Source organism: Pseudarthrobacter oxydans (genome assembly GCF_034258515.1).
Classification (GTDB): Bacteria; Actinomycetota; Actinomycetes; order Actinomycetales; family Micrococcaceae; genus Arthrobacter.
This window is the reverse complement of the sequence record NZ_CP139438.1, coordinates 4,168,303-4,193,958: the sequence shown is the minus strand read 5'-3', so window position 1 is coordinate 4,193,958 and position 25,656 is coordinate 4,168,303. Positions and strand designations below refer to the sequence as shown.

General features: G+C 66.0%; 17 protein-coding genes. 6 read left to right on the top strand and 11 right to left on the bottom strand.

Going from position 1 to position 25,656, the window contains the following annotated elements; genetic code table 11:
• Nucleotides 1-37: 37 nt before the first annotated feature.
• On the bottom strand, nucleotides 38-1,315 hold the full coding sequence (locus SMD14_RS19125) for an extracellular solute-binding protein (protein ID WP_321214696.1): 1,278 nt from the start codon (nucleotides 1,313-1,315) through the stop codon (nucleotides 38-40).
• 113 nt (nucleotides 1,316-1,428) lie between these two features.
• On the opposite strand from SMD14_RS19125, the gene SMD14_RS19120 reads away from it, so the two are divergent.
• The gene (locus SMD14_RS19120; RefSeq protein ID WP_321214695.1) at nucleotides 1,429-2,625 is read left to right on the top strand and encodes an ROK family protein; all 1,197 of its coding nucleotides are present in this window, start codon (nucleotides 1,429-1,431) and stop codon (nucleotides 2,623-2,625) included.
• Nucleotides 2,626-2,688: 63 nt separating this feature from the next.
• Here the strand turns inward: SMD14_RS19120 and SMD14_RS19115 are convergent, their stop codons facing one another.
• Nucleotides 2,689-5,844 carry a glucan 1,4-alpha-glucosidase gene (locus SMD14_RS19115; RefSeq protein ID WP_321214694.1) on the bottom strand — a complete coding sequence of 1,052 codons (3,156 nt, stop codon included), beginning with the start codon at nucleotides 5,842-5,844 and terminating at the stop codon, nucleotides 2,689-2,691.
• A 123-nt stretch (nucleotides 5,845-5,967) separates the two neighbouring features.
• Between SMD14_RS19115 and SMD14_RS19110 the strand changes: the two genes are divergently transcribed.
• The gene (locus SMD14_RS19110; protein ID WP_321214693.1) at nucleotides 5,968-7,191 is read left to right on the top strand and encodes an ROK family protein; all 1,224 of its coding nucleotides are present in this window, start codon (nucleotides 5,968-5,970) and stop codon (nucleotides 7,189-7,191) included.
• Between the two features lie 160 nt (nucleotides 7,192-7,351).
• Here SMD14_RS19110 and SMD14_RS19105 read toward each other — a convergent pair whose 3' ends face one another.
• From SMD14_RS19105 to SMD14_RS19090, 4 genes are all read right to left on the bottom strand, one after another.
• The gene (locus SMD14_RS19105; RefSeq protein ID WP_321214692.1) at nucleotides 7,352-8,953 is read right to left on the bottom strand and encodes an amino acid permease; all 1,602 of its coding nucleotides are present in this window, start codon (nucleotides 8,951-8,953) and stop codon (nucleotides 7,352-7,354) included.
• 80 nt (nucleotides 8,954-9,033) lie between these two features.
• Nucleotides 9,034-10,677, bottom strand: coding sequence for a GMC oxidoreductase (locus SMD14_RS19100; RefSeq protein ID WP_321214691.1), 1,644 nt, complete (start codon nucleotides 10,675-10,677; stop codon nucleotides 9,034-9,036).
• Complete coding sequence (locus tag SMD14_RS19095) at nucleotides 10,678-12,195, bottom strand: aldehyde dehydrogenase family protein (protein ID WP_321214690.1); 1,518 nt, start codon at nucleotides 12,193-12,195, stop codon at nucleotides 10,678-10,680.
• A 100-nt stretch (nucleotides 12,196-12,295) separates the two neighbouring features.
• Nucleotides 12,296-12,922, bottom strand: coding sequence for a TetR/AcrR family transcriptional regulator (locus tag SMD14_RS19090; protein WP_321214689.1), 627 nt, complete (start codon nucleotides 12,920-12,922; stop codon nucleotides 12,296-12,298).
• A gap of 730 nt (nucleotides 12,923-13,652) precedes the next feature.
• Here SMD14_RS19090 and SMD14_RS19085 point away from each other — a divergent pair.
• Nucleotides 13,653-15,716, top strand: coding sequence for a PxKF domain-containing protein (locus SMD14_RS19085; protein ID WP_321214688.1), 2,064 nt, complete (start codon nucleotides 13,653-13,655; stop codon nucleotides 15,714-15,716).
• An 88-nt stretch (nucleotides 15,717-15,804) separates the two neighbouring features.
• Here SMD14_RS19085 and SMD14_RS19080 read toward each other — a convergent pair whose 3' ends face one another.
• Together SMD14_RS19080 and SMD14_RS19075 are read right to left on the bottom strand one after the other, a co-directional pair.
• The gene (locus tag SMD14_RS19080; protein WP_321214687.1) at nucleotides 15,805-16,503 is read right to left on the bottom strand and encodes a type 1 glutamine amidotransferase domain-containing protein; all 699 of its coding nucleotides are present in this window, start codon (nucleotides 16,501-16,503) and stop codon (nucleotides 15,805-15,807) included.
• 24 nt (nucleotides 16,504-16,527) lie between these two features.
• Entirely contained in the window at nucleotides 16,528-17,400 is an 873-nt protein-coding gene (locus SMD14_RS19075) for an aldo/keto reductase (protein WP_321214686.1), read from the bottom strand.
• 142 nt (nucleotides 17,401-17,542) lie between these two features.
• Between SMD14_RS19075 and SMD14_RS19070 the strand changes: the two genes are divergently transcribed.
• The 3 genes from SMD14_RS19070 to SMD14_RS19060 all read left to right on the top strand — a co-directional run bounded on the left by SMD14_RS19070 (nucleotide 17,543) and on the right by SMD14_RS19060 (nucleotide 23,027).
• Nucleotides 17,543-18,532: an LLM class flavin-dependent oxidoreductase gene (locus SMD14_RS19070; RefSeq protein WP_321214685.1), complete on the top strand. Its 990-nt coding sequence runs from the start codon at nucleotides 17,543-17,545 to the stop codon at nucleotides 18,530-18,532.
• 320 nt (nucleotides 18,533-18,852) lie between these two features.
• On the top strand, nucleotides 18,853-21,483 hold the full coding sequence (locus SMD14_RS19065; RefSeq protein ID WP_321214684.1) for a trehalase-like domain-containing protein: 2,631 nt from the start codon (nucleotides 18,853-18,855) through the stop codon (nucleotides 21,481-21,483).
• A 65-nt stretch (nucleotides 21,484-21,548) separates the two neighbouring features.
• A complete protein-coding gene (locus tag SMD14_RS19060; protein WP_321214683.1) occupies nucleotides 21,549-23,027 on the top strand; it encodes an MFS transporter in 1,479 nt (492 codons plus the stop codon).
• Between the two features lie 6 nt (nucleotides 23,028-23,033).
• On the opposite strand, the gene SMD14_RS19055 is transcribed toward SMD14_RS19060, so the two are convergent.
• The 3 genes from SMD14_RS19055 to panD all read right to left on the bottom strand — a co-directional run bounded on the left by SMD14_RS19055 (nucleotide 23,034) and on the right by panD (nucleotide 25,613).
• A complete protein-coding gene (locus SMD14_RS19055) occupies nucleotides 23,034-24,176 on the bottom strand; it encodes an FAD-dependent oxidoreductase (protein WP_321214682.1) in 1,143 nt (380 codons plus the stop codon).
• Nucleotides 24,177-24,194: 18 nt separating this feature from the next.
• Complete coding sequence (locus SMD14_RS19050) at nucleotides 24,195-25,121, bottom strand: AEC family transporter (RefSeq protein WP_321214681.1); 927 nt, start codon at nucleotides 25,119-25,121, stop codon at nucleotides 24,195-24,197.
• 66 nt (nucleotides 25,122-25,187) lie between these two features.
• Nucleotides 25,188-25,613 carry an aspartate 1-decarboxylase gene (gene panD / locus SMD14_RS19045; protein WP_197432448.1) on the bottom strand — a complete coding sequence of 142 codons (426 nt, stop codon included), beginning with the start codon at nucleotides 25,611-25,613 and terminating at the stop codon, nucleotides 25,188-25,190.
• Nucleotides 25,614-25,656: the final 43 nt, after the last annotated feature.

Below are 25,656 nucleotides of genomic sequence, written 5' to 3'. Positions count from 1 at the left end.
ATGGTCCTCGTTTCGTGCATTAGAACGGAAGTGGTGGTCACGCGCGGAAAGCCAGGCGCGCCCAGTCGGCGTCAAGCCGGCGCAGCGTGCTCTCGACGTCGGCGCCGCCGATGATCGACTGAAGATAGTTCGCGGCGGGAATGGAGTTCGGAATGAACTGTGAGGCTCCCATGTAGAAGCGGCCGTCGTCGTAGTACTTCTGCATCTCAACGATCCGGGGGTCGGTCACCGCCGGCGCGTCCTTGGTGGTGCCAAAGCCCAGGAATTCGGCGTTGTAGGAGTTCTGGATCTCCGGCTCCATGAGGTATTGAAGGAAGTCGCGGGCACCCTCCTGGGCGTTGGCGACTTCGGGAACCCAGAGCGAAAGGTCGATGTTAACGCGGACCTTCAGGTCGGCGGGGTCGCCGGTCATCGGCAGCGGAAAGGTGCCGAGATCCACATCCGTGCCGGCCTTTTCAATCTCTCCGAAGGCCCACGGCCCCTGGAAGTACATCGCTGCCTGCCCCTGCGCCATGGCAGTGTTGCCGTCCCCGTAGCCGCGGCTGGACGCATCGGGGTTGACGTACGACGTCAGCTGGACCATGCGCTTCACTGGCTCAAGCAGCGTTTTCTGGAACGACACCTCGGAATCCGGTCCGACCTTCTCGCCGATCCGGTGCATTGCCTTGTAGAAGTCGCGCACGTCGACCATGCCGCCGACCGTGTAGTCGAACAGGCCCTGGGCAATCGTCCAGGGGTCGCGGAAAGTGCCGTAGATCGGTGTGATGCCGGCTGCCTTGAGCACCTCGCATACCTCGATCAGTTCATCCCAGGTTGTCGGGACGGACAGCCCGTTCTGCTCGAAGATGCGGCGGTTGTAGATGACTGAGGCAGCCATGACCGAGTAGGGGATGACGCTCGTACGGCCCGGGTAGGTGGGATACCAGTTCGTAAGGTCGAGGACGTCGTCCCGGATGGAAGCTGCTGCCGGAAGATCCGAAAGGTCCGAGAGTGCCCCGCGCTCCATGAACCTGGCCATCTCGAGGTTGTAGTTGAGGCAACCGAGATCCGGCGGACTGCTGCGCACAAAGCTGGCAGAAAGATTTGTCGCCATGTCATGCAGGACGCGGACCTGGTCCTGCGACGCGGAAAACTTTGCCGCCAGATCGCGGAAGTACGGGACAGCTTCAGGTTTGGACTGGTGGAACGTGACGGTGGGGCGTGCTCCTCCCGGTGCACAACCGGCCAGGGCGAAAGCGGCCAGCGCACCCCCGGAAGCGGCAAGGAAGGTGCGACGGGAGACTCGCGTCCCGGCGGACGTCAAAGGTGGCAACATCGGCTCCTAAGTCGAATTTATTTGGATCTTATATTTAGGTCCTATATGAGGATGGGGGATGCGGGCGATATCGTCAAGGGATGAATACGACGTCGGCGAGCTCAACGCAGCTGTTGCGGCAAATCAACTCCGATGCACTGCTTCGCTTCGCCCTCGAGGAACAGGTGTTCACAGCCGGAGAGGCCATGGCCGCGACCGGGCTGACGCGCGCCACGGTACTCGGCGTCTGCGACGGTCTGGTCGACATTGGCTGGCTTGAGGAAGTGGAGGACGGGCAGTCCGATGGCCGTACTCACAAAGGCCGGCCGGCCCGCCGCTACCAAGTGCGTGAGGCTGCCGGTGTTGTTGTTGGGCTGGACGCGGGGGAGTCCTACTTCACGGCGATCGTCGCCGACCTGCGCGGCCGCGAGCTGAACACGCGTCGACAAAGTATTGACTCGCATGCGCTGGGGCGTGCCGGCCGCGGTGCGAGTGCACGGGAGATGATCCGTCTGACCCTCCACGACATCGGACGCACCCTCGACGACGTCTTACTTACCGTCGTCGGCGTTCCCGCGCCGATCGACGCTTATGGCATGTCCCCCGAAGGCGACTTCTGGCATCTGATGAATTCCGGCTTCGCCTCCCATCTGCCGGGCATGGTCATCGTCGAGAATGACGCCAACCTCGCCGCTATTGCCGAACGCGCCCACGACCCGTCAGCTAATCAAGCAACGTTGCTGACAGGCGAGCGATTCGGCGCCGGCCTGATCGTCGATGGGCACTTGCTGCGAGGACCGCGGGGCGGCGCAGGCGAGATGCGATTCCTCGACACTCTTACCGCCGGCAAGTTCGTGCCCGACGAAGGGGGCACGGACGGGTTTGGCGCACTTGCGCGGAAATGGGCACGCTCGCGCGTTCACTCATACGAGGGCAAAACCATGCTGCGGCACATCCCCGAGGGGGAAATCACCGCGGAGGACGTCTTCCAGGCAGCCCGCGAGGGAGATCCGTTCGCGGCGGACATCATCGCCCGGCTCGGCGACCGACTGGCGCGGATTGCGGTTGTGCTCTCCAGCCTTCTGGACGTTGAACGCGTCATCATCGCAGGAGGGATTTCACGGGCCATCGAACCTGTCCTCGAACACGCACGCACCCTGCTGCGCACGGATTCGGACCTGCCGCTGCCGGAACTCGTTGCGAGCACATTGGGAGCGGAGGTGGTGGTCAAAGGCGCCATCGAGTCCGCTTTGACACGGATCAAACACGAACCTGGCGCGTTCCTCCCGCGGCCGCCCGTTCCTGAAGAGCTGCGGGGCAAACTCCAGTGAAACCGGTATGCCGAATGAGGAAGGCGGGGCCGGAGTTTTCCGGCCCCGCCTTGAGATTAGGACTTATGGTTTCAGCCCGACCATGGGAACCACAACGGGTGATGCTGCTTGCCAGTCAAGAACCGCGGCCTGGCTTTGGCCCTCGCGGACAACCACATCCAGGGCATTTGGATCGCTGGTGTCGGTATCCCGTGAAGGTGTGCTGCCGTCGAATACGCCGGCGCCGCCGCCGAAGCGCCACTCCTTGATCCAGGACGGATCTCCGGCCGCCCAGTATCCGCCGTCGTAGACGGGACGTACGTTGCCGATGCCCTCACCTGGTTCGGCGTTTCCAAACATGGCAACGGCGAATTTTGCGGAGGCAGGATTCAGGTTGCCCAAGCCAGCCTTGGGCACCATGGTGACGATCTGGCGGGCTTCCGGCACCGTCAGCAGTGTCACGGCTGACGTGCGGGTTCCGTCAGGAGCATAAACGCCCGCCCCGTCGAAGCGACCGTCGGTGACAACGGCGGAATCCCAGGCATCTTCGACGTTCATGTTTGTGCCCGGCAGGGCCGGGGTGGGGGTCGTATCGCCGTTGCTGAGGTAGACGTTGATCCGCTGGTGTGAGATGCCCTGACCGCCCCAAGGGTTGGTGACCTCGCCTGCAATGGTGGTGACAAACGCGTAGTTATCGTCGGCATCATAGACGTCGACGCCAGTGAGGTCGAAGGCGCCGGGGACGTAGGCCGGGTTGCTCGGGTAGGTGTAGCTTCCAGGACCGTTGTCATCTCCAGACGGGTCCTGCAGTCCGCCGATGCGGGTGCCGTAATGCAGGACGGTCCGGTCCTCGACGGCAGTGCCGCCGTCGGCTCCCACGGCGGCTACGGTCACTGTGTTCTTGGTGCCGGTAAGGGATACGTCCAATGAGAACTTGGATGTGCCGTCGCCCGTCGGGGTAAGCGGGGCCTCGGCAACATTACCGTTGACGGAAACGTATACCTTGGCTGCAGCCGTGATGCCAGCGACAGTGGTGCTGGGGGAGTCGGAAGTGCTGAGCTGGGCAGGTGATTCGACCGTAAGTGCGGGTTCGGCGACAGCGCCTGAACCGTACCGCCGAGCAACGTTCTGCGGTGTCTCAACCGGTGATCCGTTTTCCATGCCCGCAGCAAGCCGCACGTACTGTGCCATTGCCCACGAGAGCGGCGAGGCGGAGCCGGTGCTGCGACCCAGTTCGTGGCGGTAAGTTGTCGGTTCATCCTGGTCCCAAACCTGCTCGGGAATCATGAATCCGTCGTTGGCTGCGGAGTGCATGGTTGCCAGGTACGGGAGCGCATCCTGACCGTTAGCCAGCGCGTATTCGCCCCGCTCACCGGTCAGCAGCGGCCAGAGTCGTCCGATTCCGGTCCCGTCCCATGGCGAGCCGTCGGCCTTTTCCCCGTAGCCGTCGTACGTGTAGCGATGCCACATGCGGCCGCCTGGGGTGTCCTGTGAAATGGAGGCGTCTGTCTCGGCAAGGGAATCCGCGACGTGCGCATCGGCGGGCGGCTTCACGCCAAGCCGGACAAACTCCAGGAAGCCGGCGTCCAGCACGGCGTTCTCCGGATGGATGCCTGCACCGTTGCCCCAGTCGCGGACAGCGCCATCGTTGGGGTCGCCGCTTCCGCTGATGCGCAAGTAGTAGTTGCCGTCACCTACCGGTCCGTTGGTCGTGAACATCCACTTTTCCGTGTTGCGCTGCCACTCGTCCGCAGTGGCCCGATAAATCGCAGCGGAACCGGCGTCACCATTCCCTTCTGCTATGTCTCCGGCAGCCGCCAGGGCGGCGATCTGCGACGCCAGGGTCGACGTTGAATATCCGCCTGTTTCCTCCCAGCGTTCCTGCGGGGTCTTGGGGCCGGCGGCAACAAGATAGTCCGCTGCGGGCTTGAGTTCTTTGGCGTAGAAGTCAGCATCTGTGCGTCCAATTTGGCTCGCCAGCAGGATGGGAAACGCTGTTTCATCCAACTGGATCCCGTTCTGGCCCACGGTTCCGTCAACCTTCGACGTCTGCGGGAAATGTCCGTCCGGCAACTGCTGATACTTGAACAGCCACTCAACGCCGCGGCGGGCAGCTTCCTCGTCCCCGGCAGCGAGCAGGGCAGTCACCGATTGGTACATGTCACGTGCCCACACCGCGTGGTATCCCTCACGGTGTTGCTCGGCGTTCGCTACCTGCCCCCACGGCGTGGTCAGCGATGCGATGAAGGCCCCCGGGAAGGTCTTGTCTTCATGGGCTTTGACCGTCATCAGGGAGACGTTGTACTGCGTCAGAAGATCACCGTCCAGGGCCTTGGCCGGCTTGTCCAGGGATTGCAGGTACTGCTTCCATTCTTTGGTGTACTCCTTCGACACTCTGGGGAAGCCTTGCTTCACGCTCGCGTTTGCGGTCTCGAGGGCCTCCTGCGCATTCGCGCCAAAGCCCAGGGCAAGGGAGAATTCCGTCTTTGCTCCCGTCAGCGCGATCGTTCCGGTCTGGGCGATATTCCCGGGCCCGGCGCCGGTGTAGGCGCCGTCGAGTCTGCCATCTGCACCAAGGTCCGTTCCGCCGTCGCTGGTGCCGACATATCCGGTGCTGGTGGCGCTGAATCCTGAGCTTGAAACCACTGCGGAGGCAACCGGGGTGTCCGGAATGGAAAGGTCTTCTGCCACCAGGGCATTACCGACAGTCCTGCCGGAGTCCCCGCCGGAAGTGCCGGCCAGGGAAGGATCGAACAGGGCATGGAGCTGGTAATTCCCGCCGTCGAGCACCTCGAAGGTAACCCCGAGCATCACAGCAGAGCGCTGCGGGTCTGTCACATAGGTTTTCGTCAACCGCCAGCGACTGGCACTGTCTTCAGTGATCTGCCGGTAGCTCAGCGCCTGCGGGTCAGCGAGCTCCACCCGCCGGGTCGTGTCCTCATTCTCACGCTGGGTGCGGGATCCGTCGCTGACGGCAAACTGGAGTTCGCGGGTATTGGGGGTGTCTGCGCGCGGGTAGTACACCTCGCTGAGGGTCCCCTCTGTCAGGGTGTACCAGACCTTCGAAGCTGTGCTGACGGACGAGCCAACGCCCTCCTTGTCGCCTTTTGTCCACGTCGCGGAAGCCCCCGGCGCCCCCGGCGCGGGTTCTGCTTCTGCGCTGGCAGGGGAAAAGGCGACAGTCGACGCCGCAACTGCAAGGGCGACGGCGGCGCAGCCCGTTCTAAGGTGATGCTTCATTGCTCTCCTCGGTTTTTGAGCACCTGGTATCCCCATCAGTGCTCTCGGGACGAATATATAAAAGCCGTTAATAAACGCACCCCTAGTATGGTGAGCAGTAGATAAGCCGGTCAAGGGATGGCGTTGAAAAACAGCACAAGAAAAACGGAGGCCACGCTCCCCGTGCTCCGCAAGATCTCCGCCTCGGCCGTGATGGGAGCCCTCGTTTCCGGCGCCAAACTGGATGCCAGCGGCCTCATGGAAGCGACCGGCCTTTCACGGCCTACCGTCCTGGCCGTCTGCGACGAACTGCTCAAGCTGGGATGGCTGACCGAAGACGGGACCCGCCCGGGATTGCCCACGCGAAGCGGACGCCCATCACGACGGTTCGGGCTGAATGCCAGGGCCGGCTACGTGCTGGGGATCGACCTCGGAGCCACAAAACTGCAGCTGTGCTTGTCCGACCTCGCTGGCACCATCGTCGCCGAATGGTCAGAAAAGTGGCGCGACGAGCACCTCGGGGCGCCTGAACGCCTACTGGTCGCACGGAAGGCCACACGGGAAGTCCTGGCCCGGTCCGGCGTGGATCCGTCCAAGGTGATGGCGGCCGGGATGGCAGTGCCTGCCCCCGTCAGGCCAAACGGACATGCGGTTGCGCTGGAGTCATACCTGCCGGGGCTTTCCTCCCTGGACCTCCGCCTAGCCCTCCGACCGGACTTCAACTGGCCACTGATCGTCGACAATGACGCCAACCTCGCTGTCATCGCCGAGCGCTGGATCGGCGTAGCCCAGGACGTCGATGACGTCGTGGTGCTCCTCTCCGGCGAGCGGTTGGGTGCCGGGATCTACATTGGCGGCCGGCTCATTCGCGGCGGAGGGTCAGCCGGTGAAATGCGATTCCTCGAACTGGTGGAAGGCGTAGGGAATACAGACGCCATTGGCGGCATGTGCCGGGAACTGGGGGCTATTGCTGCCGCAGACATACTGGACGGCGAGCGGCCGGGATCCCCGAACAGCAGCGAGCTGCTGCGTCTCTGCGGCGGAGTTCCGGCCGCGGTGAACGCCGAGATGGTGATCGAGGCGGCCCGGAAGGGCGACCCCGCAGCATCCGAAGTGATCGATATAGTCACGGAGCGCACAGCCCGTGCCATTGCTGTTGTAGCTACCCTCCTGGATCCCCAGCTGATCGTACTCTCCGGCGGCCCGGCAGGGGCGGGGGATGTCCTCATCCCGTCGCTCGACGAAAAGCTGAAAGAGCTTAATTCCGCTCACCCACGCCTCGCCGCCTCGACACTCACTGACCATGCGGCCCTCCGCGGGGCAGTCCGGGTCGCGCTTGACCACGCCTTTGCATTGTTACTGGACTAGGACAGAATCCTGGCAGGGGTAGCGATCCGTGTGACGGTGGTTCGCCTATCAATGGAGGCCTTGGCGGAACGCTAAAGGAAGGGGCGACGGCGGCACTGAGGTGAGTGCCGTCGTCGCCCCTTCCTTGAAGACCGTCAGCTGACGGTTTAGGACACTTGCCCTAATGCACTTTGGCGTCCACCACGTCCAGTTCTTCCGGAGCCGCCGGAACTACCGGACCTGACGACGGGTGCGCCGCGACTGCCGCGGCGTGCTCCGCCAGCACCCCGGTCTGATGGCGGATCTTCAGCCGGTACAGCAGGGCCCCGCCGCCGGCGACCGCCGCCACGAAAAGCACCCCGCCCCACTGCAGGTACCACTCGAACGGCGGCGCCGAGTTGTAGATCTCCTGGCGCGGCCACACCAGGTTCACCGTCATGGCGCCGCCCCACAGGACCGCGAGGATGTTCACGGGCAGTCCCCACGTGCCCAGGCTGAAGCCGGGCTCGGAGCCGTCCTCGGCAAGCGGCCACTTCTTCAGGAGCCGGTTGCGCAGCAAGGGAACGGTGACCAGCAGGTAGGACAGGTAGATCAGGACGATGCTGATGCTGGACATGATGGTGAAGATTGCCGGCTGCATCACATTGACCAGCAGCGGGATGACGGCCATAACGCCGATCACGATGGCAGCGACGGTGGGGGTCCGGCGGACCGGGCACACCTTGCCGAGCTGCCGGCTGAACGGCAGGTTGTTGTCCCGCGCCATGGCGAACATCATGCGGATCGCGGCGGCGTGGACGGCGAGGGTGCAAACCACCACGGCCACCACGATGCAGGCGAGGAATGCCTTGCCGAAGGGGCCCCCGAGGACGGAGAGCACCAGGTACTGCAGCCCGCCGTCGGCCGCCCCGAGCTTGGGGTCGGCCAGGTCCGGAGCCGCGAGGATGCCAAAGAGGAGGATCAGCCCGCCCAGCACGAAGGATGCCGTGACGGCACGCAGGATGGCCTTGGGTGCCGTGCGTTTGGGGTCCTTGGTTTCCTCTCCGAGGGAGCTGGCTGTGTCGAAACCGTACATAACGTAGCCGGAGGCCATGGCGCCGATCAGGAACACGCCGAAGAAGCCAAGGTCGTGGCTCTCCCCGAAGCCTGCGGTGTCGAAGAAGACCTCAGGCCCACGCATCACGTGCCAGCCCAGTGCGAGGATCAGGAGTACGGCGGCGATCAGTTCCACGAAGACGCCGATGCTGTTGATCCTGGTCATCAGCTTCACGCCGAAGGCGTTGATCATTGTGGAAATACCGATCATGATGCTGGCCAGCACCACACCGTTCATGGCGAAATCGTACGGGCCGGTGCCATCACCGACGAACTGGAAGCCGGACCAGAGCTGGGGCAGGGTGAGCTGCAGGGCAAGGGCCACGGCGCCGAGCGCCACGATGGACGAGATGAGCAGCAGCCAGCCCGCCAGCCAGGACCAGGTCCCGGAGGCGAGCCGCTTGGCCCAGTTATACACCGATCCGGCCACCGGGTAGCGGCCCGCCAGTTCGGCAAAGCACAATGCCACCATCAGCTGGCCCGCGAAGACGAGGGGCCAGGACCAGGCGTACGCCGGGCCGGCCATGGAAAAGCCAAAGTAGAACAGTTGAAATACACCGGTGAGGATGGAGATGTAGCTGACGCCTGCCGCGAAGCTGGCAAACTTGCCGATGCTCCGGTCCAGGGTCTGCGTGTAGCCAAACTCGTCCATGCCGCTTGAATCAATACTCTTGCTGGGTTCCGCCATGTGGACTCCTAAATCAGATGATGATGACCGGCCGGCTGTGGCGCATGGAAGGTTGATGCCCGCCGCCGGGACCTTGCCGCTTAGGCGAGGGACGCGGTGAGCTCCATTTCTTCCATGGTCATGGTGTCGCCGGACCGGCCGGCGCGGATGAGGTCCGCGCAGCGCTCGCCGATCATCATGACGGTGATGTTGGGGTTGACGGTGACGTGTTCCGGCATGACCGAGGCATCGGCGACGCGCAGGCCGGTGACGCCCTTGACACGCAGCTCGGGATCCAGCGGTGACATGTCGTCGTCGGAAGGGCCCATCCGGAGGGTGCCCACCGGGTGGTAGACGGTGTTGTGGGTCTTGCGGATGTACTCCCGCAGTTCCTCGTCGGTCTGTGCCTCGATGCCGGGCGAAAGCTCACGCCCGGTCCATTCCGCCATGGCGGGCTGCCCGGCGATTTCGCGGGCCTTGCGGATGCCGGCCACCATGACGCGCATGTCGTGGCCGTCGGGGTCCGTGAAATAGCGGGGGTCCACCATCGGCTTGTCGCGGAAGTCGCGGCTGCGCAGCCGGACGGTGCCGCGGGAACGGGCGTGCGTGACGTTCGGGGTGAGGCTGAAGCCGTTCTCCGTGGTGGGGTAGCCGTGCCGCAGGGTGTTCATGTCGAACGGGACGGAGCCGTAGTGCATCATCAGGTCCGGGCGGTCCAGGCCGTCCTCGGTGGGGGTGAAGATGCCGATCTCCCACCACTGCGTGGACGTCTGCACCATCGGCTGTTTGGCCTCGAACTGCACGACGCCTTCGGGGTGGTCCTGCAGGTGCTCACCCACGCCGGGGGAGTCCACCAGGACCTCGATCCCGTGGTGGGCGAGGTGCGCTGCGGGGCCGATGCCGGACAGCATCAGCAGCTTGGGGGAGTCGATGGCGCCGGTGGACAGGATGACCTCGCGGTGCGCGGAGAGCCGGTGGGTCCGGCCGAACGCCGAGTCCACCACGTCCACGCCGGTGCAGCGCTTGTCCGCGTCGAATACCAGCTGGCGGGCGCGGAGGCCGGTCAGGAGCGTGAAGTTTTCGCGCTCGATAATCGGGTGGATGTAGGAGACCGAGCTGGAGGACCGGGTGCCGTCCGCGCGGCGGTTGATCTGGAAGAAGTTGGCGCCGTTGACCACGGTGGTCCCGGTGTTGAATTTGGCGCGGGGAATGCCGGCCTGTTCGCAGGCATCGAGGAGCGCGACGCCGGCAGGATCCACCGGGGGCACGTTCATCAGGTGCACGGGGCCGGAGTCCCCGTGGTGCGGGGCGTCCGGGCCGGCGTCCTCGTTGGTTTCCAGGCGCCGGTACAGCGGCCAGGCCGCGTCGGCGTTCCAGCCGGCGGCGCCGTACTTGGACTCCCACTCGTCCAGGTCCTCCCGTGGAGCCCAGAAGGCGATGCACGAGTTGTGGCTGGAGCAGCCGCCCATGACCTTGGCGCGGGCGTGGCGCATGAAGGAGTTGCCGTTTTCCTGCGGTTCCACCGGGTAGTCCCAGTCGTAGCCGGATTCCAGCAGTTCCATCCAGCGGTCCAGCTGCAGGATCTCGGGGATGTTGCGGTCGTCCGGGCCGGCCTCCACCAGGGCCACGGTCACGTCCGGGTCCTCGCTCAGCCGGGCGGCGACGGCGGCTCCGGCGGATCCGCCGCCGATGACGATGTAGTCGAATGAGCGCTCGCTGAGGTCCTCGATGTTGTCGAAGTGCATCTAGTTCTCCTTGCCGTGGCCAGCGAACCAGCCGGTGACCTGGGGGCTGGTGTTCTGGTAGATGTGCTTGGCTTCCTGGTATTCCGCCAGGCCGGTGGGGCCCAGCTCGCGGCCGACGCCGGACTGGCCGAAGCCGCCCCACTCGGCCTGGGGGAGGTAGGGGTGGTAGTCGTTGATCCAGATGGTGCCGTGCCGCAGCCGGGACGCCACGCGCTGCGCCTTTCCGGCATCCTGGGTCCAGACGGCGCCGGCCAGTCCGTAGATGGTGTCGTTCGCGGTGGCCACGGCTTCGTCCTCCGTGCGGAAAGTCTCCACGGTCACCACCGGGCCGAAGGCCTCGTCCACGACCACGGACATTCCCCTTGTCACGCGGTCCAGGACGGTGGGCTGGTAGTAGAAGCCGCCGTCGTACTTTTCCCCCGCCGGCGCCGCGCCGCCGCACCGCAGCCGGGCACCCTCCTTGATGCCGCGCTGGACGTAGGCGTGGACCTTGTCCCGGTGGGCTGCGGAGATCAGCGGCCCGGTTTCTGCGGTCTCGTCGAACGGGCCGCCCAGCCGGATGTCCTGTGCGCGCCGGACCAGCTCGTCCACGAAGCGTTCGGCGATGGATTCCTCCACCAGCAGCCGGGCGCCGGCCGAGCAGACCTGCCCGGAGTGGACGAAGGCGCCGTTGAGGGCGTTGTCCACGGCGGCATCGAAGTCCGCGTCAGCAAACACCACGTTGGGGTTCTTGCCGCCCAGCTCCAGCGCCACCTTCTTGACGGTGCCGGCAGCAGCTGCGGCAATCCGCTTGCCGGTTTCCAGGCCGCCGGTGAAGGAGACAAGGTCGACGGCGGGATGTTCCGAAAGCGGTGCACCCGCCTCCGCGCCGGGGCCGGTGACGAGGTTGGCCACGCCGTCCGGCAGGCCGAGGTCCTGCAGCAGCTGCATGGCAAGGATGGCGGTGGACGGCGTCAGCTCGGACGGCTTGAGGACGAAGGTGCAGCCGGCGGCCAGTGCGGGCGCAATCTTCCACGCGGCCTGGAGCAACGGGTAGTTCCACGGAGTGATGAGGCCGCAGACGCCCACGGGCTCGTAGACGATTTTGCTCACGACGGCGGGGTCCCCGGCGTCCACCACGCGGCCGGACTGCTGCCCGGCGAGCCGGCCGAAGTATTCGAAGCAGGCGGCGACATCGTCCATGTCGATGCGGCTTTCGGCAATCCGCTTCCCGGTGTCCAGTGACTCGGCGAGGGCGAACTTCTCCCGCCGCTCACGGAGTTCCGCGGCGACCCGGAGCAGGAAGGTTCCGCGCCCGGGCGCCGGAACACTTGACCAGACTCCGGAGTCGAAGGCAGCCCGGGCCGCCGCGATGGCCCGTTCGGTGTCTTCCCGGCCGGCCTCGGAGGCCGTGGCGGCCAGTTCACCGTCGGCGGGGTTGTGGATTTGGCGTACTGCGCCGGAGGCTGCCGGCTCCCACGCGCCGTTGATGAAGAGGGTGGATGCTGTCTCGTCGTTAGACGGTGTGGCGTAAGTCATACGGAGGACAGTAGCGGAGGTTGAACGAGTGTTCAATACCTAACTTGAACAGACGTTCAAGATTACGGAGGAGGCGGAAGCCGCCGGGATGGGATGTGCCTTACTGCCCCTGGAACGCGTCCCGGCTGCTGCTGGCGTCGCCCGGCGGGGCGAAGGCGATCTGTTCCGTGCGTGCGATGCTCCGCTGGATGGATTCCTTGTCCACGCCAAGGAGCGACGTCAACCACATGCCGTTTTGTATGACCACGATGTCGGATGACCGCGCGCGGCATTCCTCCCAGGAGAGCCCGGGCAGGGCGTTGGACACCAGCGCCGCCAGGCCGTCGATATAGCGGTCGAAGGCGGCAGCATTGATCTGTGCATAGTCCTCGTCTGCCTGGGCGAGGGCCCAAAGGTGCAGGCGCAGGGACAGGTAGCGGGTGGTCAGCAGGTCGGCGCCCGCTACCCGCCGCAGGGACTTGCGCAGCTGCTCGTCCGGGGGAGACGACGGATCCTGTGCAACCAGCAGGAGATCGTGCTCGTCCACCCGGCGCAGGGCCGCGCGGATCAGGCTGGTCTTGTCGTCGTAGTAGTAGTTCACCAGGCCCAGGGCCACCCCGGCTTCACGCGCCACCGCACGCATGCTCACCCCTGAGATACCGTGGCGGGACAGCAGATCGAGCGCTGCTTCGAGGATGCGGGACTGCCTGTCGATCTGTTCGCCATTGTTCACGGTGGTTGTCCCCATCTGGCCAGACTATTGCCAAACCCTTCACGAGTGCACTTTGGGGTTCACGCCGTGGGGCTGGCCTGGCCCTTTCTGCGGTCGCCATCGGGCCGGCCGCAGGCCCAAAACCAAGTAGTGCCGGTCAGCGTGCGCGTCAGAAAACGAGTACTCAAAGAGCAAGGACAGGTGTGCGACTACGCGTGTGCTGTTGCCCCCTCACCCCATACCTTGAAGTACGTTGCGCCCGCAGTGGGCACATGGTCTTAGGGAGACGCACATGATGAATTCGCCAGGTAGGACGACTGCTGCTGGGGATAGGAGCCTGCTGGGGCGGACGGGCACCCGGGTGGCCGCGGCGGTTGCGGCTGCGGGGCTGGTGCTGGCTGGAGGCGGGATAGCCTGGGCGGACACGATCAGTAACACTCTTGACGACGTTGTCGACGCCGAGGCAGAGATCATGGCACTCAACGTTGGAGGTATCCTCGGGACGACAAGCCTCGTCGTCGGTCCCACGGGTGGTGATGGGAAGTCCGGATGTAACCTCACCGGGTCGACCACGGTGACCCTCCAGTTCACGTCGAGCAATCCGTCGGTCGCTGCAGTATCCCCGTCCACGGTTACTTTTGGCTCATGCGGTGACACGAAGCAGTTAACTGTTAGCCCGGTAGGCGCAGGCTCCTCCACAATTTCCGCAACCCAGACCAGCAACACAACGGGCGGCACATTCAATCTCTTACCGGCCACTTTTGTGGTGAACGTAACCGCGCCCGCGCCGTCAAACACAGCACCGGTCCTCAGTGTGTCCGGTGTAACGCTGGGCATCTCCTACCCCAAGGGGTTTGTGCCCCCTGCGATGTGCAACGTCACCGATGCCGAGGACGGCAACAGTTCCTTCATGGCAACCCTGAGTGCCGTCTCAGGTGACGACGCTGCTACCGGCATAGGCTCCCAGACAGCGTCCTGCAGCTACACCGACAAGGGTGGGCTCACCGCCGCGAGTTCGGTAACGTACAACATCGTTGACGGCACGGCCCCCGGGATCAGCTATACCCTCGACGCGGCGCAGCCGGACGGCTTGAACGGGTGGTACCGGAACGCCGTCACGCTGAAGTGGACCGTCACCGAGGGCGACTCGACCAGCACCCTGAACAAGGTCGGCTGCAACGACGTGACGGTGGCGCTGGACCAGCTGCCTGCTGACTACTCATGCTCCGCGAGCAGCAGCGGCGGCTCGGCCGGCACAGTCACCGTCCCCATCAAGAAAGACGGCACGGCGCCGACGGTGAGCTACGCCGACGCGACAGGAAAGGCCGGCAACGACAACTGGTACACCTCCGATGTACTGGCCCGCTTCATTGCAACAGATGCCACATCCGGACTGGCCCCGTCCTCCCAGGAGGTGTCCTCCAGCGGCGAGGGTGCCGATGTAAGGGTCCTGAGCCCTGCGTTCACGGACAACGCGGGCAATACCGTGCCCGACGGAACCATTTCCCAGTCGTTCAAGATCGACAAGACAGCCCCCAGCGTCACCTATGACGCTGCAACCGGAACCGCAGGCTTTGGCGGCTGGTACACCTCCGATGTCCAGGCCAGCTTCAAAGGAACGGACCTCACCTCCGGGCCCCTCAGCGCAACGCAGACGGTGACCTCGTCCGGGGAAGGCGAAGCCGTGACTGTCCAGAGTCCTGCATTCTCGGACAACGCCGGCAACACCACACCTGCCGGCGCCGCTTCCCAGCAATTCAAGATCGACAAGACGGCGCCGTCCGTTGGCTACGACGGGGTCGCATCAGGCACGCTGGGGGAGAACAACTGGTACGTGACCGACGTCGGGGCCCGCTTTACGGCAACGGATGCGACGTCGGGACTGCTGACGTCCTCGCAGACGGTGTACTCCAGCGGGGAGGGAGCTGAAGTCAAGGTGCCCAGCCCGGTTTTCGTGGACAACGCAGGCAACATCACGCCAGCCGGGACTACGTCGCAGTCCTTCAAGATTGACCAGACCGCGCCGATGGTCCGCTACGTGGGCACGAGCCCCGCAGCCAACCACGACGGCTGGTACAACACGGACGTCGAGGTCACCTTCGGCGCCACCGATCTCGTGTCCGGACCGGTTGACGCGACGAAGAGCGTGACGGCGTCGGACGAAGGGGATTCGGTGACTGTCCACAGCCCCGAGTTCAAGGACCTCGCCGGCAACGTCCGTGCTGCAGGCGAGGCCTCCACCACGCTCAAGATCGACAAGACGGCCCCCACGGTGACCTTCGATTCGGTCATCGCGGACGGCTACTACGGGTCGACGCCCGCGCAGCCGACCTGCTCGGCCTCCGATTCACTGTCCGGAGTGCTTGGGACCTGCGAGGTTACCGGTTACGGCACGGGAGTTGGGAAATACACCCTCAGGGCCACGGCCACGGACCTCGCCGGCAACACCACCACCGTTACCCACTCCTACGAAGTCAAGGCCTGGACCATGAAGGGCTTCTACCAGCCGATCGACATGGGCGGTGTCTTGAACACGGTCAAGGGCGGCAGCGCTGTACCGGCCAAGTTCGAGGTTTTTGCGGGCGAAACCGAGATCACGGACCCCAACCTGATGAAGTTCACCATGGGAACCATCGTCTGTGCACCGAACGCCCAGACCGATGCTATCGAGACGACAGCGGCGGCCGGCAGCACCGTTGTCCGCTATGACGCCATCGCCGGCCAGTTCATCTACAACTGGAAGACGCCTGCAAGCCCCGGCAGCTGCTACCAGCTCACGATGACAGCAAAGGACGGTACCTCGATCAGCGCCAACTTCAAGCTGAAGTAGCGCCAACGGCGGCGGCGCCCAAGGACGTGCGCCGCACAGAGGGGGCCCGGTCACCAGACCGGGCCCCTTCTCTGCCTGAAGTGCGGGACTAGCCCAGCGCCTTGATGACTTCCTTGGCCACGTCCTCGCTGGACTGCGGGTTCTGGCCCGTGATCAGGTTGCCGTCCCGCACAACATTTGACGTCCAGGCGGCAGCATTTTCGATCACCGCACCCTTGTCCCTCAGGGCGTCCTCCACCAGCCACGGCGTGTTCTCGCCGGTGCCGCCGCCCAGTTCCTCCTCGTTGCTGAACACCGTGAGGCGACGTCCCGCGAAAACGAAAGCGCCGCCGTCGTCCGTTGCACTCAGCAGCCCTGCGGGACCGTGGCAGAAGGGAGCGATGACCTTGCCGTCCTTGTCCGCCGCCGCCAGGAGCCTGCCGAGGGCGGCGTCCTGGTACAGGTCGGCCATGGGCCCGTGCCCGCCGGGCATCACAACGGCGTCGTAGCCGGACGGGTCGACGTCGGCCAGCACCAGCGGGCGCGAGAGCTCGCCGTCGATTGAGTCGAGGTAGTCGCGGAAACCTTGCGCCCGTTCCTCGCCGCCTACTGACTCGGGAGCCAGGCTCACCTGGTCCACGGTGGGCTTCGCGCCCCCGGGGGTCGCGATGTGGACAGTGTGGCCGGCGTCCAGCAGGGTCTGGTGTGCCACCACCAGTTCCTCCGCCCAGAAGCCGGTGGGGTGCTGGCTGCCGTCCTTCATGGTGAGCGAATCGGCGGCCGATACGACCATCAGAATGTTTGCCATAGTGCTGCTCCTGTCTGTGCTTCTCTACTCGCCTGCTGCTTCAAGTTCAGCGTAGGTTTCCTCGTCCAGGGTGACGCCGGCCGCGGCCATGTTTTCCTCCAGGTGCTGCACTGACCCGGTGCCGGGGATCGGCATCATCACGGGAGAGCGGCGCAGCAGCCAGGCCAGTGCAACCTGGGAAGTGGTGGCACCCAAACGCCTGGCGGCCTCGTCCAGCGGCCCTCCCGGCTGCGCCAGCTCACCCGCGGAAATGGGAGCCCACGGGATGAAGCCGATGCCGTTCTCCTCCGAGTAGCGCAGGACGTCCTCGGAGCTCCGGTCCGTCAGGTTGTACCGGTTCTGGACCGTGGAAACGGTGAAGTGCTTCCCGGCCGCCTCGAGCTCCTCCACGCTCACCTGCGAGAGGCCCAGCGCCCGGACCTTGCCCTCGTCCTGGAGCTCGCGCAGCACGCCGAACTGCTCCTCGGCGTCCACCTTGGGGTCGATCCGGTGCAGCTGGAGCAGGTCCAGGGTGTCCACCTTCAGCTTCCGCAGGCTCAGTTCTGCTTGCTGGCGGAGGTACTCCGGGCGGCCCACGGGGATCCACTTGCCTGGCCCGGTGCGGGTGAAGCCCACCTTCGTGGCGATCTTCAGCCCGTCCTTGTACGGGTACAGTGCCTCGGCGAGGATTTCCTCGCTGATGTTGGGGCCGTAGGAATCTGCGGTATCGATGAAGTCAACGCCGAGTTCGACGGCGCGGCGCACCACCGCCACCGCCGCCCGGCGGTCCGCGGGCTCACCCCAGACGCCGTCACCCACGATGCGCATGGCACCGAAGCCGAGCCGGTTCACGGTTCCCAGATCCTTCAAATCGATCGTTTCGGACAGTTCCAACTGGTTCGTTGTCTCTAGGCTCATAGGGGCGGCAACGTCATAAGTTTGCTGAGTATTCCGCAGGTTCCAGAAATAAGCCGGGCGCCGCCGTCGTTATGCCTATCGTGCCCGCCGCGACCCGGCGGGCACATCCCTGCGAAACGTTCCCGAAAGGCCGGCACCTACCGTGACTCTCCCCCTCTCCATCCTTGACCTGGCAACCATCGGCAAGGGCCAGACGGCGGCGGAGAGCTTCGCGGGCAGCGTGGCCATGGCGCAGAGCGCGGAGAAGCTCGGGTACCGGCGGGTCTGGTACGCCGAGCACCACAACATGTCCTCCATCGCGTCCTCCGCCACGAGCGTGCTGATTGCCCATGTGGCCGCCCACACCGAAAGCATCCGGCTGGGTGCCGGCGGCGTCATGCTGCCCAACCACTCGCCGCTGACCATCGCGGAACAGTTCGGAACCCTGGAGACCCTGCACCCGGGCCGCATCGACCTCGGCCTGGGCCGCGCGCCCGGAAGTGACCAGAACACCATGCGCGCGCTGCGGCGGGATCCCATGTCCGCGGACAGCTTCCCGCAGGACGTGCTGGAACTCCAGGGCTACCTCACCGGTCCCACCCGCATCCAGGGCGTTGAAGCCACGCCAGGCAAGGGCACCAACGTCCCGCTGTACATCCTGGGATCCTCCCTGTTCGGCGCGCGCCTCGCCGCCCAGCTGGGACTGCCGTACGCGTTTGCCTCCCACTTTGCGCCGAACGCCCTGCAGGATGCCGTGGCCCTGTACCGGCGCGAGTTCAAGCCCTCCGCGCAGCTGGATGCCCCGCACGTCATTGCCGGCGTCAACGTCATCGCGGCGGATTCCGCCTCGGAAGCGCAGGCCATGCTGCAGGCCACCAAGCGCGCCCGCGTGTCCCTGTTCTTCGGCGGCGGCCGCGAGTTCACCGACGACGAAGCGGACATGATCCTCGACTCCCCGCAGGGCCAGCACGTGAGCCAGATGATGACGTACTCCGCGGTGGGAACGCCCGACGTAGTCCTTGATTACCTGGACGGTTTCGGGCGGCACGCCGACGCCGACGAACTCATTGTGGCCCACCAGAGCACCGGGACCGAGGCGCGGCTGCGCTCCGTGGAACTCCTGGCAGAGGCTGCCGGGCTGGTCCGGGTGTAGCTGGCGGGGTCCTGCGCGTCACGCCCAGCACCCTTTTGGGAATGCACGACGGCGGGTTCCCCGGTTCCGGGCGGCAGGCGCCGGCGTCGTGGTCCAGAAAGCTGCCCTGCGTGACGCCGGCTCTCCATGACAACGGCGCTGTCCGTCGGACTTTTACACATACGCAATAAAGGGGACTTTCGGGGGAAACGGCCGGGGCTGAGCATGGGAACTGCCCCCTCGGGAATTACTGGGATTCCCGGGAGGGGCACCAACCGGTAGTCCGCAGGCGATCCAGCGGCTGTAGTCCCGGCCTGGTCCGGCCTCAAAGGGGTACCTGCATGCCTACGCCGTTGAACCAAAGCGTGGCGGATTCCGCACTGCTCACCCGGTCCCTTCCGCTGGACATGCTCCGCGCCTTCATCCAGTCGGATGCGGCGGACAACGGCCTGACGCCTGCGCTGCTGGCCGAACTGAAAGTGCTGGCACGGGTTCCGGGATTGCTGGTGGCCTGCAACTACGGCGGGACCCTGTGCGACGCCGAAGGCATCTCCACCGAGATCCTGCCCCTGGGCAATGCGGCGATAGCCCTGCGCGCCCTGGCTGCCCTACCCAATACCCACGCCGCCATCATTTCGGGACGCTCGCTCCGCGACCTTGCGGCGGTGTCGCGGCTGCCCGTTGAGGTGCACCTGATCGGTTCGCATGGCGCAGAGTCGGATATGGGCTTCGCGCACGCGCAGACCCTGGCCACCGAATCAGTCCTGCAGAAGGTCAACGCGGCGCTCAATGAAGCCGTGGGGTTCCAGGAGGGCATCTGGATTGAACGCAAACCGGTGGCCGTTTCCGTCCACACCCGCCCGGCGCCGCCGGACGTGGTGGAATCCGTGACGGAAACCGCCCGGGAGATTGCCCGCGCCCATGGGCTGTTCTTCATTGTGGACGGTTCCGTGCTGGACCTGTCCGTTGTGGAACCGTCCAAGGCCGAGGCGCTGGAAACCCTCCGGTCCCGGCTCGGAGCCAGCGCCGCGATGTTCGCCGGGGACGCCCACAGTGACGAACTGGCCATCGCCACCCTGCGCGGGCCGGACCTCGGACTCAAGGTCGGGCCGGGGGAGACCGCCGCGGCGCACCGCGTCCGCGACCCCGAAGCCTTCGCCCGGGTCCTGGCCCTCCTCTTCGAGCTGCGGCGGGCCTGGCTGTTCGGCGAGGACGCGGTGGGCCTTGAACGGCACACGATGATCGGCAACGGATCCTCCACCGCACTGCTGACGCCGGACGCGAAGATCTGCTGGATGAGCCATCCGCTGCCGGATTCCGGATCACTTTTCGCCCACATCCTGGGCGGAGACGCGGCCGGCCACTTTTCCGTGGAGCCGGTCAAGGCCTCCCAGGTGCTGGGACAGCGGTACGTGGACAGCACCATGATTGTTGAGACCCGGTGGGCGGACGTCACGGTCACGGACTACCTTGAGCCCGCGCCCGAGGGCATCACCAGTTTGGTCCGGGTGCTGACCGGCCATGGTGCCGCCCGGATTACTTTTGCTCCCCGGCCGGACTACGCCAACGCCCCGTTCAGCATGGAGGCCCGCGGCGGGGAACTGCACGTGGTGGGGACCTCGGAGCCCATCATCCTGTTCGCGCCGGGCGCCACCTTCAGCATCACCTCAGACGGGCGCCACGCCACGGCCACGGCGGCGGTGAACCTGCAGGACGGTCCGGTGGTGCTCAACCTGCGCTGCGGCGATACCGAACCGCAGCCTGCGGACCCCGGCGGGGAGACGGAGCGGCGGGCCGGGGTGGCCCTGCATGCCCGCCAGTGGGTGCAGAAACTTGCCCTGCCCTCCGTCAAACCCTCCCTGGTGCGGCGGTCAGCCCTGGTTCTCCGCGCCCTGGTCCATGAGCCCACCGGCGCCGTCCTCGCGGCCCCCACTACGTCGCTGCCGGAGGGAATCGGCGGCACAAGGAACTGGGACTACCGGTACTGCTGGCTGCGGGACGGGTCCATGACGGTCAACGCGCTGGTGGACCTCGGCTCCACGGCGGAGGCCGCCGGCTTCCTGGCATGGCTGGGGCGGATCCTCGAACATGCGCCCGGCCCCGAGTGGCTGCACCCCCTGTACTCGGTGACCGGCGCGCCGCTTTCCACGGAGGCCGTCGTCGACAGCCTCCCGGGGTACGCGGGCTCCCGTCCGGTCAGGATCGGCAACGCCGCGGACCACCAGGTCCAGTTGGACGTTTTTGGCCCGGTTGCCGAACTGATCCATGCCCTGAGTGAGCGGGAGGGCGCGCTGGCCGACGACCATTGGGAGCTGATGGTCCAGATGGCCTCGGCCGTCCTGGCCCGCTGGCACGAGCCGGACCACGGCATCTGGGAGGCCCGGCGCGCAGCGCGCCACCACGTCTATTCCAAGGTGATGTGCTGGGTGACGCTGGACCGGGCGCTGCGGACGGCTGCCCGCCACGGCCGGGAGCCGGACCCGGCCTGGGCACCCATGGCAGGCACCATCCGCGAGGAGGTGCTGCGCGAGGGCTGGGACGAGTCGGCGAGGTCCTACACCGTTGCCTACGACAGCCCGGACCTCGACGCCGCCGTCCTGCACATCGGCCTCTCCGGCCTGATGGACGTTTCGGACCAGCGCTTCCTGGACACCGTCACCGCGGTGGAGCGGGAACTGCGCGTGGGTCCCACCGTTTTCCGGTACAGGTACGACGACGGCCTGCCGGGCCTGGAGGGCGGGTTCCACATCTGCACCACCTGGCTGATCGAAGCGTATGTGGCCGTGGGCCGCATCGATGAGGCCTGGGACCTGTTCGACCAGCTGGTGAACCTCTTCGGTCCCACCGGGCTGCTGCCGGAGGAGTACGACCCCGGCACGGAGACACACCTGGGGAACCATCCGCAGGCGTACTCGCACCTGGGCTTCATCCGCTGCGCGCGGCTCCTGGACGCACACCAGGGCAGGCGATAGTCGGGGTCGGCCGCGGGTACCTAGAGTGGAGGTAGCAGGGACCCAAAAAGACTGAAACGAGACTCATGAAGACCGCGCGCGCCCAAGGGGTGGGGTTCCGCTCCGAACGGGGCCCCATCCTCATTGCCCTGATGCTGTCCACCGGCCTGGTGGCCATCGATTCCACGATCGTGGCCACCGCCGTCCCGTCGATCGTCCGGGATGTGGGCGGTTTCGAGTCCTTCCCCTGGCTGTTTTCCGCGTACCTGCTGGCCCAGGCCGTCTCGGTGCCCATCTACGGCAAACTGTCCGACATGCTTGGCCGGAAGCCCATCATCCTGGCGGGCATCGGGCTGTTCCTGCTCGGGTCCGTCCTCTGCGGCATCGCCTGGAGCATGCCCGCACTGATCGCGTTCCGCGCCCTGCAGGGCCTCGGTGCGGGGGCCGTCCTGCCGGTTTCCATCACCATCGCCGGGGACATCTACTCGCTCGAGGAGCGGGCAAAGGTCCAGGGCTACCTGGCCAGCGTCTGGGCTGTCTCCTCGGTGGTGGGCCCGAGCCTCGGCGGCATCTTCTCCTCGCTGGGAATCTGGCGCGGGATCTTCCTGGTCAACATTCCGCTGTGCCTCCTTGCCGGGTGGATGCTGTTCAGGACCCTGCACGAAAATGTTGAACGCGCCAAGCACCGGGTGGACTACGCCGGGGCTGCCCTGCTGGCGGTGTCACTGGGCCTGCTGATCCTTGGTGCCCTCCAGGGCGGCCAGGGCTGGGCGTGGAATTCCCCGATCAGCATCGGCATCTTTGTTGTGGGCGCCGTGCTGCTGGCGGTGTTCCTGATGGTGGAACGGCGGGCTGCGGAGCCGGTCCTGCCGTCCTGGGTGGTTTCGCGCCGGCTGTTGGGCACCACCACGCTGGTGTCCTTCGGCGTCGGGGCGGTGATGATCGGGCTGACCTCCTATGTGCCCACGTTCCTGGAGGGGGCGCTGGACACTTCGCCCTTTATGGCCGGCCTGGCGCTCGCGGCCCTGACCCTTGGCTGGCCCCTCAGTGCCTCGCAGGCGGGCCGGTTCTACCTGCGGATCGGGTTCAAGGCCACGGCCTTGATCGGGATCTCCGTTACCGTGGCGGGACTTCTGGTCCTGGCCCTCACGGCCGCCACCCCCAACGTGGCACTGGTGGCCGCCAGCTGTTTCGTGGTGGGGCTCGGCCTGGGGCTGGTTGCCACTCCCACCCTGATTGCTGCCCAGTCCAGTGTTGAGTGGAATGAGCGCGGCGTGGTCACCAGCAGCAACATGTTCGCGCGGTCCATTGGGAGCGCGCTGGGTGTGGCGGTCTTCGGCGCGGTGGCCAACGCGGTCTACGCCACCACGGCCGGCGAAGGCGCGGCACCCGCCGTCGTGGCTGCGTCCGGCGCCGTGTTCCTGGCCGCGCTGGTGGGCGGCATCCTCACCGTGGCGGCCGTGCTGGCAATGCCGGCGGTGAAGGCGGGCGCCTCCCGAAAGGACGACGACGGCGGCACGGGCGGGGAGCCGGCCCTCGCCGAAGCAGAGGACAAGACGCGGTAGGCGCTTTTAGCGGGAAGCGCGGAAGATCTCCGGCGCCGGACGGGTGCCGGTGGCGAGGTCGGCGAGGATGCGGCCAATCACCGGGGTGAACTTGAACCCATGCCCGGAGAACCCGGCGCCGATCACCACGGGGCCGATCCGGTCCAGGATAAAGTCCTCGTCCGGGGTGGTGGTGTAGGTGCAGCTGATGGCCTCGAAGGAATCGGCGTCCACCCCGGGCAGCCACGTCCGCGCGTAGTCCTGCAGGGCGGCGAGCTGCCGGGGTTCGGGCTGGAAGGAGCGCCGGTCAGGATCAACGAGCGGTCCCACTCCGTGCCAGCCGGCCTTGATCCCTTCGCCGGGCGTCTCCATGCCGTACACGGGGGAATACCAGCCCTGGTAGTCCGCCCCGGTGCCGGGGCAGTGGTTGAAGCCGGGCCACACTGCGCCCGCGTCCGCCACCCGGAAGTGCGCCGGCTGCTCCTGCGTGACCCGCAGCCTGGCAATCTGCAGCCCCGTACTGGTGCTGTTGCTGAACATCGGGCCCAGGAGCTTGTCCGTCCAGCCGCCGGCCGTGACCACAACCTGCGCAGCGGTGACCACCTCGATGCCGGCGCCGGACTCCAGGCCCAGCCGGACGCCGTCGTCCATCACCTGCAGGTCCACCACCTTGGTGTGGTGCCGGATCTCGGCGCCGCGGGCTGCGGCGAGGCGCTGGAATGCAGGAAGCGCCGCTTCGGGGTTGAGCTGGCCGCCGTCGGGCATGTGCAGTGCCTGCTGGTCGAAGCGGATCCCGCGCCAGCGCTCCCCGGCCTCCGCCGGGGACAGGAGCTCCGCGCGGATGCCCGCCTGCGTCAATGCCTCGGCGATGTCCGGAAGCCGGGGGTCGGGGCCGTGGTTCACAACGCCCGTCCGCGCCAGCAGCGTCTCACCGCTTTCCTGCTCAAGCTCATCCCACAGGGCCAGCCCCTCTGCCAGCATGGCCACATATTCGGGGCGGTGGTAACCGAGGTTCAGGTTGCGGGTGGTGCCGTGCGAGGCCCCGATCTTGTGCCCCGGCCCGAACTGCTCCACCAAAGTCACATGCCGGCCCCGGCGGGACAGCGCCCACGCGGCGGCCGAGCCCATGGCGCCGCCGCCGATCACCACGGTGTCCAGAACAGTATTCATCAGCCCTCCAAACTCGGGTCAGGTCAGCAGCAGTGCCACGCCGATCATCGCCGGCACGGCCACAACGGTTGTGATCAGCACGGTGTCTTTCGCCACGGTGAGGCCGGTCTTGTACCGGCTGGCAGCCACAAAAACATTCTGCGCTGTGGGCAGGGCGGCGGTGACCACCACGGCGAACAGGACATGGCCTTCAAGCCCCAGCGCGAACCGGGCAAAGAGATAGGCCAGCGCGGGCTGGGCGGCCAGCTTGAAGCCGCTGGCCAGCAGCGTGTCCAGGCGCCGGCAGGCCGAGGCCTGGAGCGGGCGGGTGCCGTTCAGGCTCATGCCAAAAGCGATCAGCATGGCCGGAATCGCCGCACCGCCGATCAGGTGGATGGGCTCCATCACCAGTTGCGGGACCTGCCAGCCCGTCCCGGCCACGGCCAGGCCCAGGGCCGAACCCACGATCATGGGGTTCCGGAGGATCATCACGATGAAGTTCAGCGGCGTGGTGCGGTGGGAGCTGGTGCTTGAATCCAGGAGCATCAGGAACAGCGGCGTGAAGAAGGCGAGCTGGAAGATGAGCAGCGGCGCCACGTAGCTTGCGTCGCCCAGGACGTACACCGCGATGGGGATGCCCAGGTTGGCGGAGTTCACCAGTGACGCGGCCATGGAGGACATCAGGGACTCGGGCAGCGAGCGTTTGAGCCAGAACCTGGCGATGGCGAAGAAGATGGCCGCGGTGGCCACTGCCGAGACCGCAGCGACCAGCAGTGGCGCCGCGAAAACCTCGGCGAGGCGGGCTTTGCTCAGCGTTTCGAAAAGCAGGGCCGGGCTGGCCACAAAGAAGGTGAGGGAGCTGAGGACCTGCCGGGCGTTGTCGCCCAGGATTTTCTGCCGGCCCACGAACCAGCCCACCAGGATGATGCACCAGACCACAAAGAACCCGGCGAGTACCCCTAGCAAGGGACAATCCGCAGGGGATCAGCCCGGGGGGTGCGGGGGAGCGGTCTGCCGGAAAGCACTCTCCGGTTACAGGGTGGCGTTGTTAAGAGCGAAAGGGGGCCGCATCATTCCCGGCGTGAGGCCCTCGGCCGGGTCATTGCCCAGCTGGATCACCCGATTGTTTTCATCCACGTGGACCACCCGCGGTTCATAGGCCTTGGCCTCTTCGGTGGTCATCTGGGCGTAGGTGATCAGGATGACGACGTCGTTCTCGTGCATGAGGTGCGCCGCTGCACCGTTGATGCCGATCACGCCCGAGCCGCGCTCGCCGGCGATGGTGTAGGTCTCAAGCCGCGAGCCGTTGGTCACATCCACGATGGAGACGAGCTCGCCGGGAAGGATGTCGGCGGCCTCGAGCAGGTCCAGGTCAACGGTGACCGACCCTACGTAGTGCAGGTCGGCGTGCGTGACGGTGGCCCGGTGGATTTTGGACTTGAACATTGTGCGATTCATAACGGCATCAGTCTAGCGTTGGGGGCCCGCCGGCGCAGTGACG

Bases quoted from the DNA above. Each gene is read 5' to 3' on its own strand.
- SMD14_RS19125 (WP_321214696.1), bottom strand. From the start codon at position 1,315: ATGTTGCCACCTTTGACGTCCGCCGGGACGCGAGTCTCCCGTCGCACC.
- SMD14_RS19115 (WP_321214694.1), bottom strand. From the start codon at position 5,844: ATGAAGCATCACCTTAGAACGGGCTGCGCCGCCGTCGCCCTTGCAGTT.
- SMD14_RS19105 (WP_321214692.1), bottom strand. From the start codon at position 8,953: ATGGCGGAACCCAGCAAGAGTATTGATTCAAGCGGCATGGACGAGTTT.
- SMD14_RS19100 (WP_321214691.1), bottom strand. From the start codon at position 10,677: ATGCACTTCGACAACATCGAGGACCTCAGCGAGCGCTCATTCGACTAC.
- SMD14_RS19095 (WP_321214690.1), bottom strand. From the start codon at position 12,195: ATGACTTACGCCACACCGTCTAACGACGAGACAGCATCCACCCTCTTC.
- SMD14_RS19090 (WP_321214689.1), bottom strand. From the start codon at position 12,922: ATGGGGACAACCACCGTGAACAATGGCGAACAGATCGACAGGCAGTCC.
- SMD14_RS19080 (WP_321214687.1), bottom strand. From the start codon at position 16,503: ATGGCAAACATTCTGATGGTCGTATCGGCCGCCGATTCGCTCACCATG.
- SMD14_RS19075 (WP_321214686.1), bottom strand. From the start codon at position 17,400: ATGAGCCTAGAGACAACGAACCAGTTGGAACTGTCCGAAACGATCGAT.
- SMD14_RS19065 (WP_321214684.1), top strand. From the start codon at position 18,853: ATGCCTACGCCGTTGAACCAAAGCGTGGCGGATTCCGCACTGCTCACC.
- SMD14_RS19060 (WP_321214683.1), top strand. From the start codon at position 21,549: ATGAAGACCGCGCGCGCCCAAGGGGTGGGGTTCCGCTCCGAACGGGGC.
- SMD14_RS19055 (WP_321214682.1), bottom strand. From the start codon at position 24,176: ATGAATACTGTTCTGGACACCGTGGTGATCGGCGGCGGCGCCATGGGC.
- panD (WP_197432448.1), bottom strand. From the start codon at position 25,613: ATGAATCGCACAATGTTCAAGTCCAAAATCCACCGGGCCACCGTCACG.